This window comes from Tomitella fengzijianii, assembly GCF_007559025.1.
Taxonomy (GTDB): Bacteria; Actinomycetota; Actinomycetes; order Mycobacteriales; family Mycobacteriaceae; genus Tomitella; species Tomitella fengzijianii.
In genome coordinates this window covers 2092338-2118634 of sequence record NZ_CP041765.1, presented here as the reverse complement: position 1 = coordinate 2118634, position 26297 = coordinate 2092338, and the positions used below count along the sequence as shown (strand labels likewise).

Below are 26297 nucleotides of genomic sequence, written 5' to 3'. Positions count from 1 at the left end.
GGGTCGCGGGTTTCGTGCGTCCGCCGCCATCGCAGCAAGAGACACGACCTGGGTCTATTCCGTGCGGGCGCCGCCGCGCGCAGGCTCGGGGGATGAGCATGGCGGGAGGCCGCGCACTGGGCGCGGCGGCAGCGGCTGCGGTACTGGCACTGTCCGCGGCGTGCGGCTCGGGCGGCGGATCCCCGGCGCGCCAGGACAGCGGGCCGGGCGGGGCGGCCATCGTCGGCGAGGGCGAGGCCGCCCACGTCACCGCCGACTACTCGGCGGTGACGGTGCAGAACCTCGGCTCGCCCACGTTCCCGTTCACGGGCACGGACGGCAAGGCGCACGTGGCCTACGCGCTGCAGCTCACCAACGCAGGCGTGGCCCCGGCCACGATCGAGAAGGTGGAGATGGTGGACGCCGCGAACCCGACGCGGGTGCTCGCCTCGTTTGCGGGGCCGGCGCTGGTGGACCCGTCGTGCGAGTACGGGCCGTGCAACCGGCTGCGCACCCTGCCGTCGAGCCCCGCGCCCAATGCGGTGATCCCGGCCGGCGAATCGCGCGCGCTGCTGGTGGACTTCACCGCCGACAAGGTCGCCGACGTGCCGAAGGCGGTGCTGCACAGGGTGACCGCGCTGGCCTCGGCGAACCCCGGCGCGACGGCGCCCACCAAGGTCACGTACACCGTCGCTCCCAAGGGGGTCTCGGCCCGCACCGCGCGCGTGATCTCCCCGCCGCTGCGGGGCGCGAACTGGGTGGCGCAGAACGGGTGCTGCAGCATCGGCTTCCCGCACGTGCCGTCGCTGATGCCGGTGAGCGGCGAGCTGGCCGACAGCCAGCGCTTCGCCATCGACTGGATGCGCACCGACGCCCAGGGGCGCTTCTACGTGGGCGACAAGACCCGCAACGAGAGCTACCAGGACTACGGGCAGGAGGTGCACGCGGTGGCAGACGGGACGATCGCGTCGACGCTCGACGGCGTGCCGGACAATGCGCCCGGCGTCCTGCCCGCCACGGTGCCCGCGCTCGCCGCGAAGATCACCGTCGACAACGTGGACGGCAACCACGTCATTCAGGACATCGGCGGCGGCACCTGGGCGATGTACGCGCATCTGCAGCCGGGATCGCTGCGGGTGAAGCCGGGCGACAAGGTAACGAAGGGGCAGGTGATCGGGCTGCTCGGCAACACCGGCAACTCCAACGCCCCGCACCTGCACTTCCAGCTCATGGACGGCCCGGACCTGGTGGGCAGCGACGGCGTGCCGTACGTGCTCGACGGCTTCGACTATGCGGGCTACATCGCCCCGTCGGCGATCCTCGCGTCCGACGACTACCTCACCGGCGAGTACTTCGCGCACCACTCGGACGACCCGCAGCCGCGCACCGGCGAGCTGCCGCTCAACGGCTCGATCGTGAACTTCGGCAACTAGACGGACCAGGCGGCCGGCTCGCCCGGCCCGGACGGAGGAGGACGGGTATGCGGGTGGTGGTGCTGGGAGCGGGCTTCGGCGGGCTGGAGCTCGCGGCGCGGCTCTCGGAGGAGCTCGGGGCCGCTGCCGACGTGGTGCTGATCGACGGGGCCGATGCGTTCATCATGGGCTTCTCCAAGCTCGACGTGATGTTCGGCCGCACCGATGCGGCGGCGGTGCGCCACCCGTACTCGGCCATCGACAAGCCGGGCGTGCGGTTCGTGCAGACGGTGATCCGCGCGATCGACCCCGCCGCGCGGCGCGTGGAAACGGATGCGGGCGCCTTCGAGGCGGACGCGCTGGTGGTGGCGCTCGGCGCCGACCTCGATCCGGCGGCCACACCGGGACTGACGGAGGCGGGCATCGACTTCTACACCCCCGCCGGGGCGTTCGCCGCGCGCGAGGTACTCGAGCGCTTCGACGGCGGGCGGGTGGTGGTGGGCGTCACCTCCACCCCGTTCAAGTGCCCGCCCGCGCCCAGCGAGACGGCGCTGCTGGTGCACGACCTGCTCACGCGTCGCGGCGTGCGCGATCGCAGCGAGGTGGCGCTGGCGATGCCGCTGCCCAGCCCCGTCCCGCCCGCGCCGTCCGCGTCGCACTCGCTGCTCGACGCGTTCGCCGAGCGCGACATCGAGTGGCACCCCGGCACGCTGGTGCGCGGGCTCGACCCGCGGCGGCGCGTGGCCCTGCTCGAGGGCGGGGGAGAGATGCCCTTCGACCTGTTCCTGGGCGTGCCGGTGCACCGGGTGCCTGCGGTGGTGGCCGAGTCGGGCATGTGCGTCGACGGCTGGATCCCCGTCGATCCGCTCACGCTCGAGACGGCGTACCCGGGGGTGTACGCGGTGGGGGACGTGACCAGCGTCGGCACGCCCAAGGCGGGCGTGTTCTCCGAGCGGCAGGCCGCGGTGGTGGCCGACAGGCTCGTCGCCCTGCAGCGCGGCGAGGAGCCCGGCGCGACGTACGACGGCACCGGGGTCTGCTACGTCGAGTACGGCGGCGACCGGGTGGGGCGCGTCGAGGTGACTTTCCGCAGCGGCGAGGCGCCCACTGGCACCTTCGATGCGCCGTCGGAGGCGCTGGCGGCGGGCAAGCGCGAGTTCGGGACGAGCCGTGCGCGGCGGTGGTTCGGGCGCGAGTGGTCCGCCTTCTGATGGGGCGGGCCGCGAATCGGTGGCGGCGCCGGCCGGCGTGATGGGCACCGGCCGGATGGAGGCGTTCTCCGACGGGGTGATCGCCGTGGCCATCACCCTGCTCGTGCTCGATCTGCGCGTCCCCGACGCCGACGGTGCGCGGTCGCTGGCCGACGCGCTGGGCGCGCTGTGGCCGAACTACCTCGCCTACGTCATCTCGTTCCTGGCCATCGGCATCATCTGGATCAACCACCACACCCTGATGCGGCGGCTGGCCGGCGCCGACCGTTCCGTGCTGGCGCTCAACCTGGTGCTGCTCATGTGCATCGCGGTGCTGCCGTTCACCACCTCGCTGATGGCCACCTATCTCGACGTCCCCGGCGGGCGCCTGGCGGCCGTCGTGTATGCGACAGCGTTCCTGGTGACCTCGGCGGTGTTCCTCGCGCTCGAAGCACACGTGCTGCTGCGGCGCCCGCACCTGCTGCGCGCGCCGCTGCCGGCAGGGGAGCGCCGTGCGGTGCTCCGCCGCGGGGCACTCGCCCCGCCCGCCTACCTGCTCGCCGGGCTGCTGGGGCTGGCCACGCCGTACTTGACGCTGGCGGTGTGCGTGCTGATGGGACTGTTCTACCTGGCAGGGCCGCGCAGGGGCGGGTAGGGGCCGGGGAGTCCGCGCCCGGCTATTTCCGCAGCCGCGGCCAGGCGGGGAGCGTCACGCGCGGCGCCACCACGTTCGGCACGCGCTGCCGGATCGCGTTGGTGATCACCCCGGTGCCGTAGGAGGCGTCGTCGAGCGCCCGCAGCGCCAGGCTGCGCACCGGATCAAGCCGGGTGGGGTGGAAGAGGTGGTCGCGCACCGGTTCGGCCATCATCGCGACCGCCACGGTGCGGGCCAGGCGCGACCGGGGCGTCGCCGCGAGCACCGCCGCGCCCACCGGCCACCAGTCGCGGCGCAGCAGGTGCCCCGCCCAGAAGGCGTCGGTCCACAGCGTCAGCGCCGTCATCTCCGCGACGACGGGGAACGGCACCTGCGGGTCGAGCAGCCGGCGCTGGCGGGCGAGCTCGTAGCCGGCGACCCCGAGCGCCGACCAGCGCGCCGCGGGGCGCCGGCTCGCCAGCGCCGCGATGATGGCGAGGCCGGAGACCGACGGGCGGGCCGGGATCAGCCGGTCCGGGTGCCGGGCCTCGAGCAGCGCGGCCGACGAGCCGTACCCGGCGCGGCGCCCCGAGAACTCCGCCAGGGAGTTGCGCACGCGGTGGCGGTTGACGAAGTCGGTGACGTATCGGACGGTCCAGCCGGCCTCGTCCATCCGCCAGAACAGGTCGACGTCCTCGCCGATGCGCATGCCCGGCTCGAACGGCGGGTCCGTGACGGCGCTGCGGCGCACGATCGCCGACGCGGTGGGCAGCCAGCCCACGGGCACACCGTAGACGACGCGGCTGGGGTGCGGGCCCATGTCGAGCTCGGAGCGGGTCTCCTCGTAGAGCTCGATGGCGGAGGTGCCGCACACGTCGGGCAGCACGCGCGGGCCGACGGCGCCGACGGCCGGGTCGTCGAAGACGGGGCGCAGCCGCGACACCCAGTGCGGCTCGGCGACCACGTCCGAGTCGATGAACGCGACGAACGGCGCGGTGGTGGCGGCGAAACCGGTGTTGCGGGCCGCGCCCGGGCCGCCGTTGACCTCGTGCACGATCAGGCGCGCGCCGTGGTCGGCGGCGAGCTGCTTGATGCGGGAGGCGTCGGGCTCCGGGGTGGCGTCGTCGACGACGGTGACGGGCACGCCCTCGGTCGCGACCGAGGCGAGGCAGCGCTCGAACTCCGCGACGCCGCCGTGCACCGGGATGACGATCTCGACGTCGTCGGCCCGCTCCACGCCGTCGGCGGGCGCGGGCAGCGGGTCGGCGATCCCGCGGTCGAGCAGGTACAGCGCCGCGTCCTGCTCGGCTTGGGTCTGCGCGGTGCGCCCGCCGCGCCCGGCCTGGTGCAGGGCGCGGGCGAAGGGGCGCACGTCGTCGGGCAGCACGGTGAGCGCCCACGGCGAGCCGCCGATCGCGACGCGTCCCGCCCGCAGCTTCACCCCGGAGGTCCACGCGATCCGGTTGGCCGCGGTGAACCGGCCGGAGCGTGCCTCAGGGGTGGGCGGCGGCGGGAACGGCGGCATCGGGTGGATGTTGTCGCTCGCGCGGCTCATGGCGGTGCGGTGCTCCTTCGGCGTGGTGGATGCGGGCGGCGGGTGCGGGGATCGTGTCGCGGTGCGCCCCCTGTATCGGACCACCGGCGCGATGCGGCGGTCCACGCGGGGCACGGCACGAGCGGCCCGCGCCACGGCGGGCGAGGCCCTCGCCGTCGTCGCCCGGCATCGGGGAGCCGTCGCCTAGCATCGGGCAGATGGACTCCGCGACCCCGCTGCACCGCACGCCCGTCACGCCCGAGCTGCTCCGCGGCGCGCTGGACGTGGAGGAGGGCCCGCTGGGCCTCGTCCCCTGCCGGCTGCCCGCGTGGGCGCGCGGTTTCGCCGACCCGCAGCTGCTCTCCGCGCAGGCACAACCGGCCGGGGTGCGCCTGGCGTTCCGCACTGCCGCAACGCGTATCGAGCTCACCGCCCACCGCACGCACATGGCGTTCCGGGGCGTGGCGCCGCGCCCGGCGGGGCGCTTCGAACTGCTCGTCGACGGCGAACCGGCCGGGCAGGTCGAGGCCGAGGGCGGCACCGCGGTGCTCATCGACGCGGCCACCGGGTCCGTGGAGACCGACCCGGGGACCACGCAGACCGTCCGCTTCGACGGGCTGGCCGCGCGGGAGAAAGACGTCGAGATTTGGCTGCCGCACTACGAACGCGTCGAGCTGGGCGAACTGCGCGCCGACGCGCCCGTCGAGCCCCTCGCCGGCGACCGGCGCCCCCGGTGGCTGCACTACGGCAGCTCGATCAGCCAGGGCTCCAACGCCACGCACCCCACCGGCACGTGGATCGCGCGCGCCGCGCTCGGCGCCGGCCTCGACCTGACCAACCTCGGGTTCAGCGGCGCCGCGATGCTCGACCCGTTCGTGGCGCGCGTGCTGCGCGAGCGCCCGGCCGACGCGATCAGCCTCGAGGTGGGCATCAACCTGGTCAACGCCGACGTGATGCGGATGCGCGCGTTCACCTCGGTTCTGCACGGCTTCCTCGACACAATCCGCGAAGGGCACCCCACGACGCCGTTGCTGGTGGTCTCGTCCCCGTATTGCGCCATGCACGAGGACACGCCCGGGCCGGCGGCGCTCGACTTCGGCGACGGGGCGATGCGCTACCGGGCGACGGGCGATCCGGCCGAGGCGCGTGCCGGAAGGCTCACCCTGCGCACGATCCGCGAGGAGACGGAGCGGATCGTCGCGCACCGCGCCGGCAGCGACCCGCACATCTTCTACCTCGACGGGCTCGCGCTGTTTGGCGCCGCCGACGCCGAACAGCATCCGCCGGCCGACAACCTGCACCCCGGGCCCGAGGCGCACGCGCTGATGGCCGAGCGGTTCGCGGCGCAGGCGTTCGCGGCGGGCGGGGCGTTCGCGGGACGGTAGCGGGTGTCGGCAGCACCCGCCGAGGGTGCAGGCTCGGTTAGCCTCGTGCTGCGACGCCCGCCGTGGGGCTGCCGAACATTTCGAATCCGGGAGTCACCGCACCGTGAATGGTGATGCGGAGCCGTAGGTTCGGCGGAGCCGTCGGTGGGTTGATCTGCGCGATTGCGACGCGAGGGGAGGAGTGCTCCCGCATGGCATGCACGTAGTCGAGCAGAAGATCTGGTACCCACCCGATCCGGTGCCCGGCGTCGCTGATGACCAGCAACGCTCGTGGATTCACCGGGTTGTCCGGTTCGGCCCGCAGGGTGGCGGCATCTCCCTCGGCGCAGAGCGCCAAGTGCGCCTCGGCGTGGGCGACGTGCCGGAGGCCATGGACGAAGAAGGTGCTGGTGCTCTTGCCGTCGGGGGCGACCGGCGGATTCGGGATGAACATGAGGCTGTCGCCTTCCCGCCGGCCGGTGGAACGACCGAGGACGGTGAGTGGAGCAGCGTCGACCGGCAGGCCGAGAATGTCGGAGTACCAGGCGAAATCGGGGCGGGTTGCGCTCATGAGCCGCTGGCTAAACACCGGGAACAACGTCGGTGACCGGTAGGCGCGGTGGAAGTGGGGAAACCCGATGATCGGGCGGAACCCTGCGACCTCTGGAGCCGAGCTCAGGTACGAGAACACGTAGTCGGGGCCGTCGGACGTGAGGCGGCCCACGGGACGGATAGCGCGGGTATGCGGGTTCTGCCACGCGACGATGAGCTCGGTGGCGGTGGTGGAGTCGGCATCGTGCGCGTGGGGCAGGGTCGCGAGGGAATCAGGCATCGAGCATCGAATCCTCACCTTGTTCGCCGGACTCACGCGGTCGATTGGGCTTGAACAGAGCCTTGCCCCCGCCGGGCACGGTCAGCCATTGTTTTGCATCGGCCCCGGATGGCTCGATGGCGACGAACTCCCATTCCGATGAATCGACGATGGCGAAGTTCTCGGGCGGGTTCGTGATCGGCACAGTCCTCCTGGGGAGCCGCTTCGTCCTGGCACTGTCTCTCCGGATTCTATGACGTCACGCGTCGCCGCTGGGTTCCCCTGCGGGAACCGGAGGTGAGCGATCGCCCGTGTCGGACTGCCGCGGCTCGGGGTATGACTCGCGCAATCCCGTCGGACCGCTCGCGGATCGGTTAGCGTGACCCCATGGCCGATTCCCAGACACCCGTCCAACGTATCCACGCCTTCGCCGACGACGCCCTGGGCGAGCTCGACGCCGTCGGCGTGGCCGAGGCGATCCGCGGCGGGCGGGTGTCGGCGGCCGAGGTGGTGGAGGCGGCGATCCGGCGCGCCGAGGCCGTCGACCCGGCGCTGGGGGCCATCGCGTGTGCCGACTTCGACCGGGCCCGCCGCAGCGCGACGTCGCCGGTGGGCGGCTTCTTCGCGGGCGTGCCCACGTTCATCAAGGACAACGTGGACGTCGCGGGGCTGCCCACGCAGGAGGGATCCGCGGCCTACCTGGCGCAGCCTGCGCCCGCCGACGGGGAGTTCGCCGCGTCGTTCCGGCGGCTCGGGCCGGTGTGCCTGGGCAAGACGCAGCTCTCCGAGTTCGGGATCTCCGCCAGCGCCGAATCGCCCGGCCGGGAGGTGCGCAACCCGTGGGACACCGACTACACGTCGGGCGCGTCCTCGGCCGGGTCGGCGGCGCTCGTCGCGGCCGGGGTGGTGCCGTTCGCGCACGGCAACGACGGCGGCGGTTCGATCCGCATCCCCGCCGCCGCGTGCGGGCTCGTCGGGCTCAAGCCGAGCCGCGGGCGCGTGCCGCAGGACGCGCTGATGAGCCGCATGCCGGTGCGGGTGGTCGCCGACGGGGTGCTCACCCGCACCGTGCGCGACACTGCCGCCTACCTGCGCGAGACGGAGCGCCTCCGTCCGGTGCACGGTCTTCCGCCGGTGGGGGACGTGCGCGGCGCCGGCGAGGGGCCGCTGCGCGTCGCGATGGTGATCGAGTCGCCGTTCACGCCCACCGACGCCGAGACGGCGGCCGCAGTGCGCGACGCCGCCCGGCTGCTCGAGTCGATGGGCCACCACGTCGAGGAGATCGCCGCGCCGGTGCCGGCGAGCTTCGAAGAGGACTTCAAGACGTACTACGGCCTGCTGTTCCTCTACATGAACGCCACCGGCAAGCGCACCTTCGACAAGTCGTTCGACTGGCACCGCACCGAGTCGCTCACGCGCGGGTTCGCCGGTTACTCGCTGCACCGCCTGCACCGGCTGCCGGCGGCGATCGCCCGGCTGCACGGCTCGGCCCGCCGCTCGCGGGAGCTGTACGCCGGCTACGACCTGGTGCTCACGCCCACGGTCAGCCACCTCACACCGCGGATCGGGCACATCGACCCCACGCTGCCGTTCGACATCGCGATGGAGCGGCTGCTGGCGTGGGTGGGGTTCACGCCGCTGCAGAACGCCTCGGGCGACCCGGCCGTCTCGCTGCCGTTCGGGCTGAGCTCGCAGGGCACGCCGATCGGGGTCCAGATCGCCGGCCCGATGGGATCGGAGGCGCGGCTGCTGGAGATGGCCTACGCGGTCGAGGAGGCGCGGCCGTTCGCGCGGATCCAGGATTCGGTGGGGGAGCGCGGGCTCCAGTGATGCCGCGGGGGCGGAGTGCCGGTTCGCGATGCCAGGAATTGCGGAAGTAGTCCGTCTGAAGGACGGGCGGACACCGCGGACCTGCCCGACACGGCTCCTGCTGCCGCGCTGCCTCTTCCCCGCGGCACGTCGGGGCCGGAAACGGTCGTCATTCTCACCAGGCCGTTGACACCGCTCGGGATCACTGGAGGCCGATGAAGTGGCTCCACAGCCCCTCGCCGTCGAGTACATGCCCGGTGCGTTTGGCGACACGCGGGATGATCCAACGGTCGACAACGCTTACCTCCGGAAAGGCGCTTTGGAGTCGTCGTTCGATCGCGTCCAACTCGTAGAGGTCGCGCATCCAGAACGAGCCGACCAGGTTCGCTTCTCCTACGACGGATGCGCACAGGCGCACGTGCGGCTGCTTGGTGACCATCGCGATGACGCGGTCACGTTCGGGGTGGTCGACGCGCAGCCACAGCATCGCTTCCGCTTCCCACCCCATGTGGTCGTGTGCGATGTCGACCCGCCACCGCGCCCACTCGACGCCGAGAAGCGCTTCGATTCCCCGGGACACGGAGGACACCGAACGACCGACCTCCCGCTGCACGTCCGACACCGGGCGTCGGATGTCCCCTGCGAGAGCGGAGATCAGGTCCAGGTAGGACTCGGACATCGGGATCCGCCGTGTGGGAACGGGAACGGTCTGCAGTACGTCCTTCGCCTGGCTGTCGGTGAGGAAACCGAGCCGGCTGCCGGGTCCGTCGAGGTGGACGGACTGCACGAAGTGGGTCTTCGCACCGGTGACGCCGGATATGGACGTGATCCGGTCGTCGATGTAGCCGTCGAGAGCGACGAGCCCCGGGGCGGAGACGATCAGGAACAGGTCCCGTGATCCCGACGTGCAGTTGACGCTGTAGATCCGGTGTTCGTCGGTGAGCACATCGATGATCTGTTGCCGGCGCCCCGGTGCGCAGCTCAGCTCGACGAAGGCGTACATCATGTGTTCGCTGACGGGCTTGGGGACCGCGAAGCATGTCGTCCAGACGGTGCGGTTGTCCCGCATGCGCGTCCATCGCCGCGAGATCGTCGAGGGATCGACCGAGAGGATCGCGGCCAGGCGCGTCCACGAGATGCGCGGATTGAGCTGGACGGCGCTGAGAATTTGCAGATCCAGTTCGAAGTTCATGACAGATCCTTGCGGTGGATAGGCGGGTAGGGCGCTTATCATGCGAGTTTCTGGCCAGAGTCTTCATCTTTGCCGGGCGTGCTGTCTAGTTTGTGCAACTGCACCGCACATCACCATCGGTCGTCCTCGGGCGGCCGAACATCCCAGGGAGCGCACTTGAGCAGTCAGTCGCCGACTACGCAGGCAACCGCCGCTTCGAGTCTCGATGACGACACCCGATCACGCGGCCGGGAGTTCCTCGCCGCGGCAGCGGCTCTGTCGCCGAGGCTCATCGATCTGCGGCGTCGCCTGCATGCGCAGCCTGAGATCGGGCTGATGTTGCCGAACACGCAGGCGTCGGTACTCGCGGAGTTGGACGGGCTCGATCTGGAGGTCACCCTCGGTGAGCGCACAACTTCGATTGTCGCGGTCCTGCGCGGTGCGCATCCCGGACCCACGGTCCTTTTGCGCGGCGACATGGACGCACTCCCGGTCGTTGAAGACAACGACCTGCCGTACAGGTCGACGAACGGGGCGATGCACGCTTGCGGCCACGACATGCATGCCGCTGGACTCGTGGGGGCGGCCCACCTGCTGTCCGGCCGCCGCCGCGATCTGCACGGTGATGTCCTGTTCATGTTCCAGCCCGGCGAGGAAGGTCACGGCGGCGCTCGCGTGATGATCGAGGAGGGGGCGCTCGAGGCCTCCGGATCGCTTCCGGTGGCCGCATACGCGGTGCACGTGGGCCCCGGGGTCAACGGCCGGTTCCGCACTCGTTCGGGCCCCATCCTCGGCAGCTCCAGTGTCCTGAGCGTGACGTTGACCGGGTCCGGCGGACACGGCAGTCGCCCGCACCAAGGACGCGATCCGGTCCCCGCCCTGGCTGAGACCGTTCTGGCGTTGCAGGCGATGGTCACCCGCCGTATCGACGTTCTCGACCCTGCGGTCGTATCGGTCACCCGCGTGGAAGCCAGCGATGCGGTGAACGTCCTGCCGGAGAGGGCCCGTCTCTCCGCCACGGTGCGCACGTTCTCAACGGAGACGCTCGAGGTTGTCGAAGCGGAGTCGCGAAGGATCGCCGCAGGTATCGCGCACGCTCACGGGCTCGACGTCGAGGTCGATTTCGAGCGGTCGTATCCGGTGACCGTCACCGACCCGGCCGAGACGCAGCGCGCACTGGCCACGATCACCACGATGTTCGGGCACGGCCGCGTGGAGTCCACGATGACACCGCGATTCGGCTCGGAAGACTTCTCCTTCGTTCTCGAGCAGATTCCGGGCAGCTACATCCTGCTCGGCGCCAGCCCGCTTCATATCGATCCCGCTACCGCGGCATACAGCCACTCGCCGGATGTGCTCTTCGATGACGCTTTGCTCGCGGACCAGTCCGCGCTGTTGGCGAAACTCGCCTGGGATCGACTGCATAACTGATCCTGCGGAGTCCGCAGTGCATGCGGCTGTCACCGCTCGCAATCGCGGCGACACGCGGTTCCACCGGCGATCCTCCAATCTCCTGCACCTCTCGAGGAAGGCTCCATGCTCACTCCCACTACCCGCACCGCACGGCGGCTCGGCACCGCCATGGCTGCCCTGGCCGTCTTGATATCGGGATGCGCGAGCAACGACGCGGACGGCGGGTCCGCTGCGCAGGAAGGCGATTTGGCCGCCCTGCATGACGGCATGATCAATAGCGGCAATGACGAAGACAAGCCGGACCGCGGCGGGATCCTCACCTTCGGCGCATACTCCGAGCCGGCATCTCTCGACCCTGCCAAGGCGATCGCGGCAGTCACCACCGGTGGCGTCGAGATGATCAACATCTACGACTCGCTGATGCGATACGACGCCGCCACCGATTCCGTGGTCCCGCAGATGGCCGCGGTCCTCGTCCACGATGACGCCTTCACCACCTGGACCTTGACCCTGCGCGACGGCGTGGCCTTCTCCGACGGGACTCCGGTCGACGCCGCGTCCGTCAAGGCCAGCCAGGAGCGGTATGCGTCCGCAGCCGGTCCGGAAGCGCCCCTCTGGAACGACAACGTCGCAGCGATCGACACACCCGACCCCAGAACTGTCGTCTACACGCTCAACAGGGCATGGCCGGACTTTCCCCATACGCTGACGACTGGCGCCGGCATGATCGTCGCCCCGGCGGCGGGGGCGCCGGGAGACGAGTTCAAACCCATCGGAGCCGGACCGTTCACTCTTCATGACTGGCAGCCCGGAACTTCAATGACCCTCACAGCGCGTGAGGAATACTGGGATGGCAGGCCACACCTCCAGAAAGTGAGGTTCGTCTACTTTCCGACCACCCAGACCACCATGGAGACTCTCTTCAACGGGGGAGTCGACACAGCCCTGGTTCGCTACCCGGAAAATGTGCAGAAGATGATTGATCGTCAACTTCCCGGCTACGTGAGCATGACCGCAGCTGCAAACGTCACCCTTATCAACGCCGATCCAGAACGTCCCGGTTCTGATCCGAGGTTGCGCAAGGCTCTGCAACTGGCAGTTGATAATGAGGCGATTGCGGAACGCGGATACGACAGCACGGTCTTCGCGGAGGGCGAGTTGTTCGCCGACTACTCGAAATGGAACACGGACGTCGACGCGCCCCGATCCGACCCTCAGGCGGCCCGTCAACTCGTCGACCAGGTAAAGGCGGAAGGCTTCGACGGCAAGCTTGTGATGGTCACCGGGAGCAACCCGCAGAAGGTCAGCCAAGCCCAGGCGATGGTGGCACACCTCGACGCGGTCGGCTTCGACGTGGACCTCCAGACACTACCCACGACCGGCGACCAGATTCGCCGCATCGCCGCCGAACAGGACTACGACCTGGGAGTCTGGGGGTTGAGCCTGCGTGACCCGGACCCGTTCCCGAAAATGTCGGCAGCCATGCACAGCGGGGGGAAGCAGGTGTACGGAATGTACACGAGCCCAGCCATGGACTCGTTGATCGACGAGTTTCAATCGGCCTCTGATCACACGACAAAACTTGCGATAATGGCTGACATTCAGCGGCAGCTGAACGAAGACGTCCCGTTCCTCGTGCATGGTTACTATCCGGAGTATCTTGCGTGGCAGAAGAACGTACACGGAGTCACGGGATCGGCCAATACCATGGTGCTTCTCGGGAACGCCTGGAAATCATGACAGTGCACCTGGCCTCGATGTTTTGTCAGGCTGGCATGTCGGCTCGACCCGGATCGGGTGGGAAGTCTCGGCAGGTGACCGGCCCCGGGGGGGCGTGGCCGGCTGGCCAACGCCGATTTTCTGTGCCGCGCCGAGTTGGTGGTTCTCCGGTGCTCCAACCGCCCGTAGTCACCGCGGAACCACCAACTCGGCGCGAGCGTCACCCGCGCCTGGTCGCCCCGGAGACGTGGAACGTCCCGTCGGCGGCCACGTCGACCACCAAAGACCCGACCTCGCAGGACGCGAGCGCGTCGATGTCGGCGCTGTCGTCGGAGACCGCCAGCACCCGCTCACCAGTGGGCGTGCGGGCAGCGAGGAATACGCGTTCAGGAGCGCCGGATCGGGCGTAGACGACGGTGGAGGCCTCCAGGGAGGCGGGGCCGGCGTAGGAGTCCAGGGCCCGGACGGCGGGGACGCGGTCGATCTCGTCCTGCACGTAGTCGCGGCGGAATCCGCCCGTGGGCGGCTCGGTGCTGTAGATGCCGACCGCCTGCTTGGTCAGGTAGCCGCTGTTCGCGGTGACCAGCCCGTACGTGCCGGGGTCGTCGCGCAGGCGGGTGGACAGGCTCGCGACAGCGTGCGCCGTGTAGTTGCACCAGGGTCCGCCGGCGAAGGACAGCCCGCCCGTGACGGTCAGCGGGCGGGCGGGGTCGTCGAGCGGGAGGCCGAGCTCGCGCGCGGCGATCTGTACCGCCGAGGGGAAGCACGAATACAGGTCGACATACGTGATGTCGTCGAGGCCCACCCCTCTGAGGTCCAGTGCCCGTTGCCCGCCGAGACGCATCGCATGGCAGCGGTCCAGCCCGGGTCGCTCGGCCACCGCGTACGTGTCATGGCCCTCGACGCTCGCGTGCGGGAAGACCCACCGGTCGCGTGCGATACCGAGCGCAGTCGCCTTTTCGACCGAGCACATCAGCAGGACCGCCGCCTGGTCGACCATGTTGTTCGAGTTCATCCGCTTGGTGTACGGCGAGGCGATCATGCGGTTGTCGGGGCTCGGCGTGGTGATCTGCCGCGCGGAGAGTGCCTCGTGCGACCAGGCGTGCGGGTTTCCGGCCGCGACGCTGCTGAACCGTGACCACAACTCTCCGAGCGCGTCACGGTGCATGGCGCGTGTGCGCCCGAGCCGTAGGCGCAGCGCGTCGTCGAACAGCGGGTAGATGTGCGACGGCCGGATGAAGCCGATGCGCTTCTCGGCCTCGGCGCCCATCGGGACGTCCGGTACGAGGTTCTCGGCCGGCGCGATGATCTCCGGCTGCACCGTCCACTCCGGTGTGCTGCCCTGTGCGCGCAGCTTCATCAGGGTGCGCCAGGACTCGGCGCCGCCGACGAGAACGGCGTCGCGGCGGCCGGCGGCGATGTCCTCGGCGGCTCGGGCCAGGAGGACCTGCGGGACGCTGCCGGCGGTACCGCTGTAGCCGGTGTGGCGCGGCGCGGCCCCGATCCGATCCGCGACGAGGAGGCCCGGGTCGCGGTACGGCCACGACAGGATCCGCGAGAGCCAGACCGTATCGAGGGACTCGAGCAGCCGGTGCGATCCCGCCTCGGCGGCAGCGGCCCGGGCGGCCTCGGCGATGAGATCCACCGGCTCGATGCCGCCGTCGTGCTCCGACACCTGGCCACCGCCGACGAGGACGGGCGTACGCGGATCGAGTCTCATGGTCAGCACCGTATCGCCGTACACCGCCGTCGCTCGTCAGGGCGAGGTGGTGGGCGCGGCAGGGCGAGCGGTCGGAGGTGCGTTGCAACCTGGACCCCCACTCGGGGGTAATGCGGAGGCCTTTCTGCACGCTTCCGCTGCCCACCACTGGAATGCAGGGATAACCGTCGGGGTCAAGTCCCGGGCAGTGGTGTAACTGGTTTCTGATCCTTCGTTCGGGTTCAGGCGGGTAGTTGCAGGTACGGGTCTGTGCCTACCTCCGTGGTCGTGTCGGTCTCGGTAGCGACGGTCAGCCGGCAGCGGCTGAGGACCTCGAGCCCGAGGTAGCGGCGACCTTCGGCCCATTCGTCGGTCTGCTCAGCGAGCACGGCGCCGATGAGGCGGACGATGGCGTCCCGGTTCGGGAAGATCCCCACGACATCGGTACGGCGACGGATTTCCCTGTTGAGCCGTTCGGTGGGGTTGTTCGACCAGATCTGACGCCACACATCGTCGGGGAACCCGGCGAACGCGAGCAGGTCTTCGCGGGCATCGCCGAGGTGCTCGGCGACCTTGGGCAGGCGGTCTTCGGTGTACTCGAGGAGCCGGTCGAACTGGTCATGCACCGCGGCGGCGGTGGGCTGGTCGTAAACGCTGTGGAGCATCGCTTTGACAGCCGGCCACATCGATTTCGGGCACACCGCCATCAGGTTGGCCGCGTAGTGGGTGCGGCAGCGTTGCCAGACGGCGCCGGGCAGGTTCGCCGCGATCGCCTCGACCAGCCCCGCGTGGGCGTCAGAGGTCACCAGCCGCACCCCGCCGAGTCCGCGTGCTACGAGGTCGGCGAAGAAGGTGTTCCACGAGGCCTTGGTCTCGCTGGTGGCGACCTGCATGCCGAGCACTTCGCGGTGCCCGTCGCCGTTGACGCCGGTGGCGAGCAGTACGACGGCCTTGACGACCTGCTTGTTCTCGCGGACCTTGATCGTCAGCGCATCGGCGGTGACGAAGGTGAAAGGGCCGGCTTCGTCCAGACGCCGGTGCCGGAAGGCGGCGACCTGCTCGTCGAGGTCCTCAGCCATGCGGCTGACCTGCGATTTCGACAGCGAGTCGATGCCGAGCGTCTTGACCAGCTTGTCCATGCGGCGTGTGGAGACCCCGGCGAGGTAGCAGTCGGCGACGACGGTGATCAGTGCCGACTCTGCCCGCTTGCGGCGTTCGAGCAGCCACTCGGGGAAGTAGCTGCCCGACCGCAGTTTGGGGACGGCGACGTCGACGGTGCCGACCCGGGTATCCAGCGGGCGGTGACGGTAGCCGTTGCGGCGGTTGGTCCGCTCAGCGGTGCGAGCGTTCCATTCGGCGCCGCACACGGCGTCGGCGTCCGCTGAGAGCAGCGCGTTGATCATGGTCTGCAGCAGCTCACGCATCAGATCCGGTGATGCTTCGGACAGTGCTTGGCCAAGCAGGCCGGCAGGGTCGACAATGTGGGGTGCGGTCATCGTGATGACTCCGTTCGAGGGTGCTGTGAGAGGTTCACTCGAAGGATCACACGGTGGCCGCACTGCGTCCGTCATTGACGCGGTGTCACAGACGAACTCGGCCACCGAGTTACACCACTGTATGGGGCACTACCGCTGGAACTCAGACGGTACATGCGTTCGGGTTACAGACCGACAGCCGCGGCGACGTTCAGCAGCTGCTCGGCGTGTTCACCCAGACGAACTACACGACGCTGCGTCACACCGGGTGACCATCGTGTGCACCGGCTCATCGAAGGGTTCCTCGCCGAGACCTGACCCCCGCGGTGTTGATGACGGCCGAAAACTAGCCCCATAGCGGTGGTTGAAAACCAGGCCACGTGGTGGCGTCTATTGTGCCGTGTTCTCGGCGCGGGCGGACGGCAACGTGTCGACCACCGCCCTAGGCGCGGTCGTCACCGGGCTTGCGCTGCTGTTCGCGTGAGCCGCGCGCGGCCCTGATTCTCTGCGCGGGCGCGATTCGGTGGCAGCGCCCTTCTCGCCACCCGAGACCCGCGCTGTGCCGCCGCCGCCGTCCCGTGATGCCCTTCACGCGCGCACCCGGCCGGGCCCGCGACGCGGCACGGCCACCACGGCGAGGAGGCCCGCCCATGCACGATCCCACCGCGCCGGACGCGCAGGCGCCGCTGCCCACCGACGCTCAGCTGCGCTTCGAGCGCGCCGGCCTGGAGCTGCTCGACGATCCGCTCATCCGCGCCGCCCGCGACGACGTCCGCCGCATGTACGAGGCCGACCCGCAGGCCGCCACCGACGCCGGCCGCGCCACACTCGAACCGGCCGTCGACGCCGCCACCCTGGCGTCGGTGCACATGGCGCTACATGACCCGGCCCGCCCGGCCCTGGTGTGGACGGCGTGCGCCCCGCACGCCTGGTGCGGCCTGCGCGTCCCCGGCTCCGGCTACGGCATCGACAACCCCGACAACATCCACCGCCACGCCGTCCTCGACGGCGACGCCACCTACCTGATCCGCGGCGAGCTGCCCGCGCGGCCGCCGGCGCAGCAGTCGTTCGTCCTCTACGGCCAGACTCCGGGCACCGGCGCGGTGACCAAGGAGGGCGCACCGGTGCAGGGCGCCCTGACCGACGCGGGATTCCGCATCGACGGCGGCCGCTTCACGGTCACCGTCGGGCCCGGCGACGGCGCGGGCGACACGCCCCACCTGCGGACGACGCCGGGCCGCAACTTCCTCATCAGCCGCAACGCGCTCACCGACTGGACGACGCAGCTGCCTGCGCGGCTCACCATCGAGCAGATCGACGGCCCCGCACCGAAGAGCCCCGCGCCCGGGCGGACGCGCGAGCACGCCGCCGAGCTGGTGCGCACCGTCGGGCGCTACTGGCTCGAATGGGACAACGCCTACATCTTCTCCAAGCCCGCCAACGCGGTGACGCCGCCGCCGGGCCTGCGCGCGTCGGGCTTCGGCTGCGCCACCAGCGGCCACTTCCGCCTCGAGCCCGGCCAGGCGCTGGTGGTGCGCGTCGACCGGCTCGCCGCCGACTACGTGGGCTTCCAGGTCACCGACCCGTGGGGCGTCGCCCGCGAGCACGTCGCGCGCTCCGGCAGCATCAACTCGGCGCAGGCCGTGCCCGACGACGACGGGCTGTACACGTACGCGATCTGCGCGGAGGATCCCGGCGTGGCCAATTGGCTCGACACCGGCGGGCTCGGCGCGGGCATCTACGCGATCCGCTGGCAGGGCCTGCCCGCCGGCGCGGACGCCTCCCGCGCGGTGCGCGGCGCCGAGGTGGTCGACGGCGCGTCGGTGCCCTCGGTGGTGGACCCGGCAGAGCGCGCCGCGGCGAACGCGGCGCGGGTTGCGGACTACCGCCGCCGGATGTTCGCCTGGGAGTGACCCGCGACGGAGGCGCGGCGCCCGCCACAGCAGCGCCGGCGCCTATCGGCCCGCCGCGATCCCGCCCAGCGCCAGGTCGGTGATCGCGGCCGCCGCCTCGTCCTCGGACAGCCCGTGCGTGAACAGCAGCTCCGGCGCCGAGTACAGCAGCCGGCCGATCAGCATCGCCCGGGCGCCGTGCGCGGCCGGCGCGAACACGCCTTCCTCCTCGCCCTCGGCGAGGATCGCGGCGAGCACCGCGGGCTGGCGCGCCTGGTGTGCGCGCGCCGAACTGGCCCCCTCCAGCGCCGCCCCCGCCTCGGCGACGGCCACGGCGGCGCGGTGCTCGCCGCCCGCCACGTAGCGCACCTGCTCGCGGATGTAGCGGCGCAGCTTCTCGACGGGGCCGGGCTCGTCGGCGACGGCGGTGGTGACCGACCGCGCGAACGCCGCGTCCTTGGCGTCGAGGTAGCGCTGGATTGCCGTGGCTACGTCGGGCACGTAGTTGTACAGCGTTGCCCGCGACACCCCCGCCTCGCGGGCGAGACGGCTCATCGACACCGCTGCCAGCCCCTCGGCCGCCACCAGCGCGGTGGCCACCCGGCCGATGTGCAGCAGCTGGCGCCGGCGGTGATCCGACACCGCCTCGTCCCACGACCCGCCGGACGCTGTGCGCGACTCCATCGCCAACCTCCCGCCTTCGCTCGTATGGACACTCTGTACGGTCACATGGACACAGTGTCTAGGTCACGGCCGCGTCGCCTGCCGCACGCAGGCCGCGCCCCCGGTGAGGAGCCCGATGCCATCGCACCACACCCCGTACGCGATCAACGTACGCGGACTGACCAAGAGCTTCGGCGGGCGCCGCGCCGTTGACGCACTGAGCTTCACCGTCCGGCCCGGGCGCATCACCGGCTTCCTCGGCCCCAACGGCGCGGGCAAGACCACCACGCTGCGGATGCTGCTGGGTCTGGTGCGGCCCACGTCCGGCGCCGCGCTGATCGGCGAGCACCGCTACGAGGACCTGCCCGCCCCCGCCCGCACCGTCGGCGCGCTGCTCGAGGCCGACGGCTTCCACCCGGGCCGCACCGGCCGCGACCACCTGCGCACGTACGCCCCCGCGTTGGGCGCCGACGACCGCCGCGTCGACGAGGTGCTCGCGCAGGTGGGACTCGATGAGGACGCCGCCCGTCGCACCGTGCGCGGCTACTCGCTGGGCATGCGCCAGCGCCTGGGCATCGCCGCCGCGCTGCTGCCCGACCCACCCGTGCTCATCTGCGACGAACCCACCAACGGCCTCGACCCCGAGGGCATCCGCTGGCTGCGCGGGCTGCTGCGCGAGCGCGCGGACCGCGGCCACACGGTGCTCGTCTCGAGTCACCTGCTCGCCGAGATGCAGCAGATCGTCGACTCGGTGGTGATCATCGACAAGGGCCGCGTGGTCTACGACGGGGACGTCGCCGCCGTCGGCGAGCCCACCGTGCGCGTGCGCGCCCTGGACGGGGCCCGCCTCGCCGCCGCGCTCACCGCGGCGGGCGCCGTGGTCGAGGATGCGGGCGACGGCGTGCTGCGCGTGCGCGCGGCCGGCGCCGAGCAGATCGCCCGCACCGCCCTGCGCGAGCAGATCGTGGTCACCGAGCTCGTGGGCGAGGAGCACTCGCTCGAAGAGCTTTTCTTCAGCCTCACCGAGCCCGGCGCCGGCCAGGCCCCCGCGACGATCCAGGAGACGGCCCAGTGAACGCCACCGCCCTCGACACCTCGGCCGCGCCCGCCGGCACCGGCCTGTCCACCGCCATGCGCATCGAGGTGCGCAAGCTCGCCACCACCCGCACCTGGTGGGTGCTCAGCCTCGTCGCGCTGGCCGTGGGCGTGCTGGTGACGGTGCTGACGGTCACCGGCTCCGAGGCCGGCGAGCACCCGCCGATGGACATCTTCACCGGCGCCCTCATCGGCGGGCTGCAGACGGCGTACATGATCACCGCGATCGTCGGCATCACCGCCGTGGCCGGCGAATACCGCCACCGCACCGTCACCGCGAGCTTCCTCGCCGTGCCGCACCGCGGGCGGCTGATCACCGCCAAGCTGCTCGTGCTCGCCGGCTACGGGCTGGTTGTCGGCGCGGTCATCGTCGCGGTGTGCTCGGCGATCGCCGCCCCGTGGCTCTCGGCGCGCGGCATGCTCGAGGGAGGCCTGAGCGCCGGGGGCATCACGCGCGCGGTGGTCGGCGGCACCGTCGCCATCGCCGTGATGACCGCGCTGGGCGTCGCGCTGGGCGCGCTGCTGCGCAACCAGCTCGCCGCGGTGGGCGTGCTGCTGGTGTACCTGTTCGCGGTCGAGCCGCTGTTCAACTCCATCTCCGCGCTGCGCCCGGCCTACCCGTACCTGCCGGGCGGGGCGGTGCAGGCGCTGACGTTCAGCGGCCACCGGGCGTTCGGCGCGGCGGATGGGGCGGTGATGCTCAACCCGTGGCTGGCGGCGCTCGTGCTCATCGCCTACGCCGTGGTGATCACCGCCATCGCCGTGCGCACCTCGATCCGGCGCGACGTGAGCTGAGGGGCGGGGCCGTGCCCGCCGGCGGTTGGTGTCTTCGCAGCAAGCACTCTGCCGCAGGAAGTCCCGCCCCTGCCTTTCTGGGCCGCCTGCCGGTGAACACGGTGTCCTGACCCTGACGAAGCACGCCGAGTACCGACAGGTGAGAGTGGCGTACACCGCACGCAGTGCGACTCGTATCGTGCGTCACACATGATCCGAGACGCGGTTGGGGGAGTGGCACATGCAGCGCAGATGGCAGGCGAGCCTGGGGGCAGTGGGATTGGCGTCGTTGCTGACGTTGACGGCCTGCGGCTCCAGCGACAGCGGTCCCGCTGATTCGCAGGTGACGAATCTGCGCATCGACCGGGACGACGCGGGCGGCTACACGCTGACGTGGGAGGGGCCCGCTGACGCGTCGGTGTTCGCGTCGACCACGGCGGCCGACCCGTCCGAAAGCGGAAAGAAGGTCGCCGACAGCAGCGACCGGTCGGCCACGGTCGATGGCCTGGCCCCGGCCGACCGCTGGTACTTCCAGGTGGCCGACGGCGACGGCAGCGAGATCGCCTCGACCCGGCAGTTCCATCTGGAGGGCGCCCACAACGTCCGGGACATGGGCGGGTTCACCACCGAAGACGGGCGTACCACCGTGTGGGGGCACGCGTTCCGCGGCGACAGTCTCAGCGATCTCACCGCAGCCGATGACCAGGCCCTCGAGGCGGCGGACGTGGCCACGGTGGTCAATTTCCTCGGTGATAGTGAGATCGCCCGATCCGGCCCGGACAAGTTGCCGGACACGACCGAGCTGGTGCGTATCCCGGTACTCGATGACAACACCCAAGCACTGTCGACGGCGCTGCAAAACGCTCTGTCTGATGGTGATCCCGGCAAGCTCGACGAGCTGCTCGGCGGCGGCAAGGCCGAGCGGCTCGGCGACGAAGGTTTCACCAATCAGCTGGCGAATCCGGACACGATGGCCGGCTACGGCAAGACGTTGCGCCTGATCGCCGACAACGAGGGGGCCCTGCTGTATCACTGCTCGGCGGGCAAGGACCGCACAGGCATGATGAGCGCGATCCTGCTCGGCGTACTCGGCGTGGACGACCAGACGATCGTCGACGACTTCGTCGCCTCGAACAAGTACAATCAGAAGCACAACGAGCAGACGTACGCCTACCTCGAAGACAAAGGCGTCGACGTCGACTTGATCAAGCCGCTGATGGAACAACGCCCCAGCGAGATCGAGCCCGTCCTCAAGGCGATCCACACCGAGTACGGCGGCTGGGACGAATTCGCCCATAACCAGCTCGGCCTCGATGATGAAACGCTCTCGAAGCTACGGAACACAATGCTCGACTGAGCTTCTCCGCGCGCGGCAGGCCCTGCCCTCCGTGGCAGGCCTCCGCACTGCGGCGTGCCACAGAGCTCTCACCGCGGGGTCAGCTGCGTCAACGAGTACGGGGGCAGGGTCGCCTCTCCGGTCACCTCGGTGCGCGTTTCGGTGACGTGGTCGCTCGGCGTGAACGCCGGGTTGGACAGTGGCGGCGCGTTCAGCGTGTCGGCGGTCAAGGTGCCCGACAGCCCGTCGGGCATGCGCACGTGCACCGGCTGATCGCCGAGGTTCACGAGGAACGCGCCGGGATGGTCGCCGAGGAACTCCGCGCCGACGATGGACGTCACCCGTGTGATGCCGAGCGGGGTGCCCAGGGCCACCGTCACCTCCGGCGCGCCGTCGGCGGTGATCCGCTGGACCGTTCCGCCCTCGCGTCCGCGGGTGTAGATGGGGGTGAGTGCCTCGTTGAGGGCGGTGCGCCCGTACTCGATCGAGCCGCCCGATCCGTCGGCCAGCAGCGCGTGGATCTCCTCGTTGCCGTTCGCGGCCCGGGAACGCGCCGACGGCAGCCCGTCGATGGCCGCGTGCAGCACCGACATTCGGACGCGCGGATCGGTGAGGCTCGACAGCGCGAACCCGGCCACGGAGAGCCCCACCGCCCAGGTCTGCGGAACCCCGGAGATCAGCTGGGGCGGGAACCCGGGGATCTCGCCGAACGGGATGTTGATCTGGTTGTACTCGGTGATCCACACCTCCATCCCCGCCGGGACCCCGCCGATGGCCTTGTCTGCAAACCCGTTCCACGCGGCCACGCCGCCCGCCGCGGTGGAGCCGATGTCCGCCTGCACGGGGTCGGGTGTCCAGTACGGGTGCAGGACTACGGCGTCGGCGCCGCGGATGTTCGCGTAGAGCCCGGCGTTCCACGTCTGGATACGTGGCCCCAGGGCGGTGGTGACGATCGACGAGTCGTCCGCTCCGGAGACGCCGATCTTGATGTCCGGGAACTCCTGTCGCAGCCGGACGATCCACTCGTTCATCGTCCGGGCGTAGTCGGCGCCGGTGGGGTAGACCTGCCGGTAGTACGGGCCCGGATCCCACAGTTCGTTGCCCAGCTCGACGTACCGCACGTCCATGCCGAGCCGCTGTGCCTCGTGCAGCATGGCGATCTGCTCGTCGACGGTGGAGGTGAGCACGTTGAGGTCGAAGATCGGCGTGGCGCCGGTGGCGCGGACGACGTCGGCCCAATCGCTCAGCAGGATCGGGTTGCGGCCCTCGTTCTGGCCGGGGAACTCGCCCCCCGGACGTTGAATGAAGCGGCCGGTGCGCCAGTCGATCCACTGCGAGGTGGTGCCGCCCTGGACGCGGATCAGTCCGGCGTCCACCCCCGCGAGCGCCTGCCGGAAGACGGGGTCGTGCCACTGCTCGGCGTTCTCGGGGGAGATGATGCGGGCCCCGTTGACGCCGAAGAAGTCGGTGGGCACCTCACGCACGGCGCCTGCGGGCTGCAAAGTGACGGTGGCGGGAGGCGCGCCGGGCAGCACTGGACCGGCGACGGCGGGCCCGGAGGCGGCCAGGACCGCCGCGACGGTGACGCCGGCGACGACGGCCCAGCGGCGGAAAACTGGTCGAGTGTCTACCATGCCGTGAATCGTGCCACGGCGCCGCTGCCCGGGGTGGCGAATCGCCGCGATCGAGGCGGGCTCGTCGACGCGCAGGGTCGGTCACGACGTCCCGCCCCCGCAACGGATGGGACACGAGACGATGCCGGCCGATTCCCCGACGCCCGACGGCTGAGCCCTGATCGCAGCCGCTGGCGCTCGTCAGCCGAGCGGAGGATCTCCCGCCCCGCGGGCGCTGCGATTCCCCGCGATGATCAGACCCCCGATGACGGGAAACGTCCACGCGGGTGACTTGGGGAGGAGCGTGGTGGCGACCGCGCCCCAGGCGAGTAGTCCCCACCCGGTCGATGCCGGCACCGGTTGACCGCTGCGCACCGAGGCGAGAATCTGCCACCCGAGCAGGTGCAGCGGCAGCCCGAAACTCCCCACGCTCAGCCAGAACGCCTCCGCACGCGGTAGCTCGTCCGCCGAGGGCTCGAGTGTCACCGAGTTCCACAGTCGTGCCGGCGGGTGCTGTGACCACACATCCCGCCGAAGTACCGGGGCCAACGCGGTGTGCACGGCGCCGGCGGTGACGGCCAGCCACCCGGCGGCCTCGCTGAGCCGTCTGCCATCCGAGGCGGCGATGCGCCAGTGGCCGCGGGGAGGCCGGCGGCGGACGGCCGCGATCGTGGAGCGGAGTGGCTGGGCCGGGGCCGCCCCGCGGGGCGCTTGTTCGGGTCGTGGAAGGTGCACGGCGGGTCCTCACTCTCGGTTCCGCACGCGTGTGCCGAGCGGTTCACCTTGCAGTGTGGACATCGAAGCGGAAGATGGCGTGCCTATCCGGCGCCGGGAGGGCGTCTATCAGTTCTCGGCACCCACGAGCAGGTCGTCGCGGTCGAGGTCGTCGATCTTCGCGTGCGCAAGGTTGCGCATGAGCAGCAGGGCGGGGACGCCGCAGGCCGCGATGATGATGGTCGCGTAGATCGCGGGTGCCAGCGAGAGCCCGGTCGCCGAGATGAGGGCCGTGGCGATGAGGGGGGAGAGCCCGCCGAAGGCGACGGTGGCGATGTTGTAGCCGATGGCCATGCCGGAGAAGCGGCCGACGGCGGTGAACTGTTCGGGGATCGTCGCGGCGGCGACGGCGCTCCAGCCGGCGGCGGGCACGGCGAGGAACGCCGCCGCGGACATGCTGAGCCCCGCGGAGGGGGAGTGCAGCAGCGCGTAGACGGGGACGGTCGTCAGCACCAGCCCGCCGACGAGGAGCGCAAGCGAGAATCTGCGCCCGATACGGTCTGCCAGGAGCCCGAACAGGGGAGTGACCGCGATGGCGGTGACGGCGGCGATGGTGCCCAGGCCGAGCGCGCCCGCGTCGGCGAAATCGGCCTCCTCGGCCAGGTAGGTCGGCACGTAGGTGATGTTGAGGAAGTAGCTGGTCGCGCCGATCGAGGAGATGAGGAAGGCGACGAGCACCGCGCGCGGCTGGTGGAGCAGCACCAGCACTAGCGGGGATTCGCGCCACGAACCTTTCGCAGCCCGATCGTCGCTGGGCATGTTCTGGTGCAGGCGCTGGGTGGTCGGAGTTTCGCTGAGCCTGCTGCGCAGGGGCACCATGATGGCCGCGAGCACGCCGCCGACGACGAACAGGATGCGCCAGCCCCATGACTGCATGGCCTCGGGGCTGAGCAGGTTCGCGCACAGCGCGCCGAGCCCGACGGCCAGCAGCGAGCCGATCTCGCTGTTCGCGGCCGCCCACGAGGTGGTGACCCCGCGCTTGCCGGGGGACGCGGTCTCCATGAGGTACACCATCGTGCCCGTGTACTCGGCGCCGACGGAGAATCCGGCGAGACACCGGAGCAGCACCATGCCCACCCCGCCCCAGATGCCGACCGTCTCGTATCCGGGCAGCGCGGCGGTGGCGAACATGGCGACGGCGATGAGCACCGCCGAGACGACGAGCGCCTGACGCCGGCCGACCCGGTCGCCGAGGTGGCCGAAGACCATGGCGCCGAGCGGACGGAAGAAGAAGCCGGCCGCGCCGATGCCGAGAGTCAGCAGGATCGAATCCGTGTCGTCGCCGAAGAACTCGGCCGTCAGGATGGTGGCGACGTAGAAGTAGATCGAGAAGTCGTACCACTCGACGATCGTGCCGAACGCGGCGATGATCATCGACTGGCGCCGCTGCCGTGCCGGGAGCTGCTCGATCGGAGTGGCCACCCCCACTGTTTACCGGACCGGATCGCCCCTCGGGCCCCATACCGGAGCGGGGCGTCCGAACGCCACGGTTACGCGGCGGGACGGTGGAGGTTGTCGAGGCGTTCGGCCAGCCACATCTTGATCACCGATTGGCGGGTCACGCCCAGACGCGCAGCTTCCTGATCCAAAGCGTCGACCATCCATCCGGGGAAGTCGACGTTGACACGCCGTTGGTCACGGCCGGGACGCCGCGCGGCGTCGACGTCGAGCTCCCCGGTGACGTCCTGTCCGGCATCGAACCGTGCGTCGAAGTCTTCAGCCTTCATAGAGTGCGACCTCTTCCCTCCGGGATCTGCGTACAGAGATGAGTCGGATCCTGCCTCCGCGGTAGGGGTATAGAAATTATACCTTCGCGTCATGCGGGCGTGGGTCATCCTCCGGCACTCCGGGAATCGAAGCTGCCGTTCATTGAACAGGCGCGCGACCGCGGACACGCGATCGTGCAATACGTCGACGCTGACCGCCCCCAGTGCTCGTGC

22 protein-coding genes are annotated in these 26297 nt (G+C 70.7%); 11 read left to right on the top strand and 11 right to left on the bottom strand.

Annotated elements, in window-relative coordinates; translation table 11 throughout:
* Positions 1-92: 92 nt before the first annotated feature.
* The 3 genes from FO059_RS18955 to FO059_RS09560 are packed head-to-tail and all read left to right on the top strand — an operon-like array spanning position 93 to position 3236.
* Entirely contained in the window at positions 93-1412 is a 1320-nt protein-coding gene (locus FO059_RS18955; protein ID WP_282451430.1) for a M23 family metallopeptidase, read from the top strand.
* Between the two features lie 47 nt (positions 1413-1459).
* Positions 1460-2602, top strand: coding sequence for an NAD(P)/FAD-dependent oxidoreductase (locus FO059_RS09565; RefSeq protein ID WP_143908312.1), 1143 nt, complete (start codon positions 1460-1462; stop codon positions 2600-2602).
* 19 nt (positions 2603-2621) lie between these two features.
* A complete protein-coding gene (locus FO059_RS09560; RefSeq protein WP_168226607.1) occupies positions 2622-3236 on the top strand; it encodes a TMEM175 family protein in 615 nt (204 codons plus the stop codon).
* A 22-nt stretch (positions 3237-3258) separates the two neighbouring features.
* Here the strand turns inward: FO059_RS09560 and mftF are convergent, their stop codons facing one another.
* Positions 3259-4770 (bottom strand): mycofactocin biosynthesis glycosyltransferase MftF, encoded by a 1512-nt coding sequence (gene mftF / locus FO059_RS09555; RefSeq protein WP_143908309.1) that lies wholly within the window; start codon positions 4768-4770, stop codon positions 3259-3261.
* 197 nt (positions 4771-4967) lie between these two features.
* Here mftF and FO059_RS09550 point away from each other — a divergent pair, with 197 nt between their 5' ends.
* Complete coding sequence (locus FO059_RS09550) at positions 4968-6134, top strand: GDSL-type esterase/lipase family protein (RefSeq protein ID WP_143908306.1); 1167 nt, start codon at positions 4968-4970, stop codon at positions 6132-6134.
* A 37-nt stretch (positions 6135-6171) separates the two neighbouring features.
* Here FO059_RS09550 and FO059_RS09545 read toward each other — a convergent pair whose 3' ends face one another.
* Together FO059_RS09545 and FO059_RS09540 are read right to left on the bottom strand one after the other, a co-directional pair.
* Positions 6172-6945 (bottom strand): hypothetical protein, encoded by a 774-nt coding sequence (locus FO059_RS09545; protein WP_143908304.1) that lies wholly within the window; start codon positions 6943-6945, stop codon positions 6172-6174.
* Positions 6938-7129, bottom strand: coding sequence for a hypothetical protein (locus FO059_RS09540; protein ID WP_143908301.1), 192 nt, complete (start codon positions 7127-7129; stop codon positions 6938-6940). The genes FO059_RS09545 and FO059_RS09540 overlap by 8 nt, the downstream gene beginning before the upstream one ends.
* Positions 7130-7311: 182 nt before the next feature.
* Here FO059_RS09540 and FO059_RS09535 point away from each other — a divergent pair, with 182 nt between their 5' ends.
* On the top strand, positions 7312-8754 hold the full coding sequence (locus tag FO059_RS09535; RefSeq protein ID WP_143908299.1) for an amidase: 1443 nt from the start codon (positions 7312-7314) through the stop codon (positions 8752-8754).
* Positions 8755-8935: 181 nt separating this feature from the next.
* On the opposite strand, the gene FO059_RS09530 is transcribed toward FO059_RS09535, so the two are convergent.
* On the bottom strand, positions 8936-9925 hold the full coding sequence (locus FO059_RS09530; RefSeq protein ID WP_168226606.1) for an Lrp/AsnC family transcriptional regulator: 990 nt from the start codon (positions 9923-9925) through the stop codon (positions 8936-8938).
* A 78-nt stretch (positions 9926-10003) separates the two neighbouring features.
* Here FO059_RS09530 and FO059_RS09525 point away from each other — a divergent pair, with 78 nt between their 5' ends.
* Together FO059_RS09525 and FO059_RS09520 are read left to right on the top strand one after the other, a co-directional pair.
* Positions 10004-11335 (top strand): M20 metallopeptidase family protein, encoded by a 1332-nt coding sequence (locus FO059_RS09525; RefSeq protein WP_328592909.1) that lies wholly within the window; start codon positions 10004-10006, stop codon positions 11333-11335.
* Positions 11336-11440: 105 nt separating this feature from the next.
* Positions 11441-13057: an ABC transporter substrate-binding protein gene (locus FO059_RS09520; RefSeq protein ID WP_143908294.1), complete on the top strand. Its 1617-nt coding sequence runs from the start codon at positions 11441-11443 to the stop codon at positions 13055-13057.
* A gap of 199 nt (positions 13058-13256) precedes the next feature.
* Here the strand turns inward: FO059_RS09520 and FO059_RS09515 are convergent, their stop codons facing one another.
* Positions 13257-14756: an acetyl-CoA acetyltransferase gene (locus FO059_RS09515; protein ID WP_143908292.1), complete on the bottom strand. Its 1500-nt coding sequence runs from the start codon at positions 14754-14756 to the stop codon at positions 13257-13259.
* A gap of 221 nt (positions 14757-14977) precedes the next feature.
* Positions 14978-16231 carry an IS256 family transposase gene (locus FO059_RS09510; RefSeq protein WP_143907428.1) on the bottom strand — a complete coding sequence of 418 codons (1254 nt, stop codon included), beginning with the start codon at positions 16229-16231 and terminating at the stop codon, positions 14978-14980.
* A gap of 629 nt (positions 16232-16860) precedes the next feature.
* Here FO059_RS09510 and FO059_RS09505 point away from each other — a divergent pair.
* On the top strand, positions 16861-18123 hold the full coding sequence (locus tag FO059_RS09505; RefSeq protein ID WP_143908291.1) for a hypothetical protein: 1263 nt from the start codon (positions 16861-16863) through the stop codon (positions 18121-18123).
* 42 nt (positions 18124-18165) lie between these two features.
* Here the strand turns inward: FO059_RS09505 and FO059_RS09500 are convergent, their stop codons facing one another.
* Positions 18166-18786: a TetR/AcrR family transcriptional regulator gene (locus FO059_RS09500; protein ID WP_143908289.1), complete on the bottom strand. Its 621-nt coding sequence runs from the start codon at positions 18784-18786 to the stop codon at positions 18166-18168.
* Between the two features lie 115 nt (positions 18787-18901).
* Here FO059_RS09500 and FO059_RS09495 point away from each other — a divergent pair, with 115 nt between their 5' ends.
* From FO059_RS09495 to FO059_RS09485, 3 genes are all read left to right on the top strand, one after another.
* Positions 18902-19840 (top strand): ABC transporter ATP-binding protein, encoded by a 939-nt coding sequence (locus FO059_RS09495; RefSeq protein WP_143908287.1) that lies wholly within the window; start codon positions 18902-18904, stop codon positions 19838-19840.
* Positions 19837-20655: an ABC transporter permease gene (locus tag FO059_RS09490; RefSeq protein ID WP_143908285.1), complete on the top strand. Its 819-nt coding sequence runs from the start codon at positions 19837-19839 to the stop codon at positions 20653-20655. The genes FO059_RS09495 and FO059_RS09490 overlap by 4 nt, the downstream gene beginning before the upstream one ends.
* 220 nt (positions 20656-20875) lie before the next feature.
* Complete coding sequence (locus FO059_RS09485; RefSeq protein WP_143908283.1) at positions 20876-21991, top strand: tyrosine-protein phosphatase; 1116 nt, start codon at positions 20876-20878, stop codon at positions 21989-21991.
* Positions 21992-22059: 68 nt separating this feature from the next.
* Here the strand turns inward: FO059_RS09485 and FO059_RS09480 are convergent, their stop codons facing one another.
* The 4 genes from FO059_RS09480 to brnA all read right to left on the bottom strand — a co-directional run bounded on the left by FO059_RS09480 (position 22060) and on the right by brnA (position 26084).
* Positions 22060-23604 carry a hypothetical protein gene (locus FO059_RS09480; RefSeq protein WP_143908281.1) on the bottom strand — a complete coding sequence of 515 codons (1545 nt, stop codon included), beginning with the start codon at positions 23602-23604 and terminating at the stop codon, positions 22060-22062.
* 180 nt (positions 23605-23784) lie between these two features.
* Positions 23785-24318, bottom strand: a complete 534-nt coding sequence (locus FO059_RS09475; protein ID WP_268968806.1) for a DUF6463 family protein — start codon at positions 24316-24318, stop codon at positions 23785-23787.
* Between the two features lie 108 nt (positions 24319-24426).
* Positions 24427-25779 (bottom strand): MFS transporter, encoded by a 1353-nt coding sequence (locus FO059_RS09470; RefSeq protein ID WP_235671086.1) that lies wholly within the window; start codon positions 25777-25779, stop codon positions 24427-24429.
* Positions 25780-25847: 68 nt separating this feature from the next.
* Positions 25848-26084 (bottom strand): type II toxin-antitoxin system BrnA family antitoxin, encoded by a 237-nt coding sequence (gene brnA, locus FO059_RS09465; protein WP_143908277.1) that lies wholly within the window; start codon positions 26082-26084, stop codon positions 25848-25850.
* Positions 26085-26297 lie beyond the last annotated feature (213 nt).

What these genes read in the sequence shown, in the direction of transcription:
- FO059_RS09480 (WP_143908281.1), bottom strand. Translation starts at nt 23,604, where the DNA reads ATGGTAGACACTCGACCAGTTTTCCGCCGCTGGGCCGTCGTCGCCGGC.
- FO059_RS09565 (WP_143908312.1), top strand. Translation starts at nt 1,460, where the DNA reads ATGCGGGTGGTGGTGCTGGGAGCGGGCTTCGGCGGGCTGGAGCTCGCG.
- FO059_RS09535 (WP_143908299.1), top strand. Translation starts at nt 7,312, where the DNA reads ATGGCCGATTCCCAGACACCCGTCCAACGTATCCACGCCTTCGCCGAC.
- brnA (WP_143908277.1), bottom strand. Translation starts at nt 26,084, where the DNA reads ATGAAGGCTGAAGACTTCGACGCACGGTTCGATGCCGGACAGGACGTC.
- FO059_RS18955 (WP_282451430.1), top strand. Translation starts at nt 93, where the DNA reads ATGAGCATGGCGGGAGGCCGCGCACTGGGCGCGGCGGCAGCGGCTGCG.
- FO059_RS09550 (WP_143908306.1), top strand. Translation starts at nt 4,968, where the DNA reads ATGGACTCCGCGACCCCGCTGCACCGCACGCCCGTCACGCCCGAGCTG.
- FO059_RS09510 (WP_143907428.1), bottom strand. Translation starts at nt 16,231, where the DNA reads ATGACCGCACCCCACATTGTCGACCCTGCCGGCCTGCTTGGCCAAGCA.
- FO059_RS09495 (WP_143908287.1), top strand. Translation starts at nt 18,902, where the DNA reads ATGCCATCGCACCACACCCCGTACGCGATCAACGTACGCGGACTGACC.
- FO059_RS09530 (WP_168226606.1), bottom strand. Translation starts at nt 9,925, where the DNA reads ATGAACTTCGAACTGGATCTGCAAATTCTCAGCGCCGTCCAGCTCAAT.
- mftF (WP_143908309.1), bottom strand. Translation starts at nt 4,770, where the DNA reads ATGAGCCGCGCGAGCGACAACATCCACCCGATGCCGCCGTTCCCGCCG.
- FO059_RS09500 (WP_143908289.1), bottom strand. Translation starts at nt 18,786, where the DNA reads ATGGAGTCGCGCACAGCGTCCGGCGGGTCGTGGGACGAGGCGGTGTCG.
- FO059_RS09485 (WP_143908283.1), top strand. Translation starts at nt 20,876, where the DNA reads ATGCAGCGCAGATGGCAGGCGAGCCTGGGGGCAGTGGGATTGGCGTCG.
- FO059_RS09515 (WP_143908292.1), bottom strand. Translation starts at nt 14,756, where the DNA reads ATGAGACTCGATCCGCGTACGCCCGTCCTCGTCGGCGGTGGCCAGGTG.
- FO059_RS09520 (WP_143908294.1), top strand. Translation starts at nt 11,441, where the DNA reads ATGCTCACTCCCACTACCCGCACCGCACGGCGGCTCGGCACCGCCATG.
- FO059_RS09505 (WP_143908291.1), top strand. Translation starts at nt 16,861, where the DNA reads ATGCACGATCCCACCGCGCCGGACGCGCAGGCGCCGCTGCCCACCGAC.
- FO059_RS09545 (WP_143908304.1), bottom strand. Translation starts at nt 6,945, where the DNA reads ATGCCTGATTCCCTCGCGACCCTGCCCCACGCGCACGATGCCGACTCC.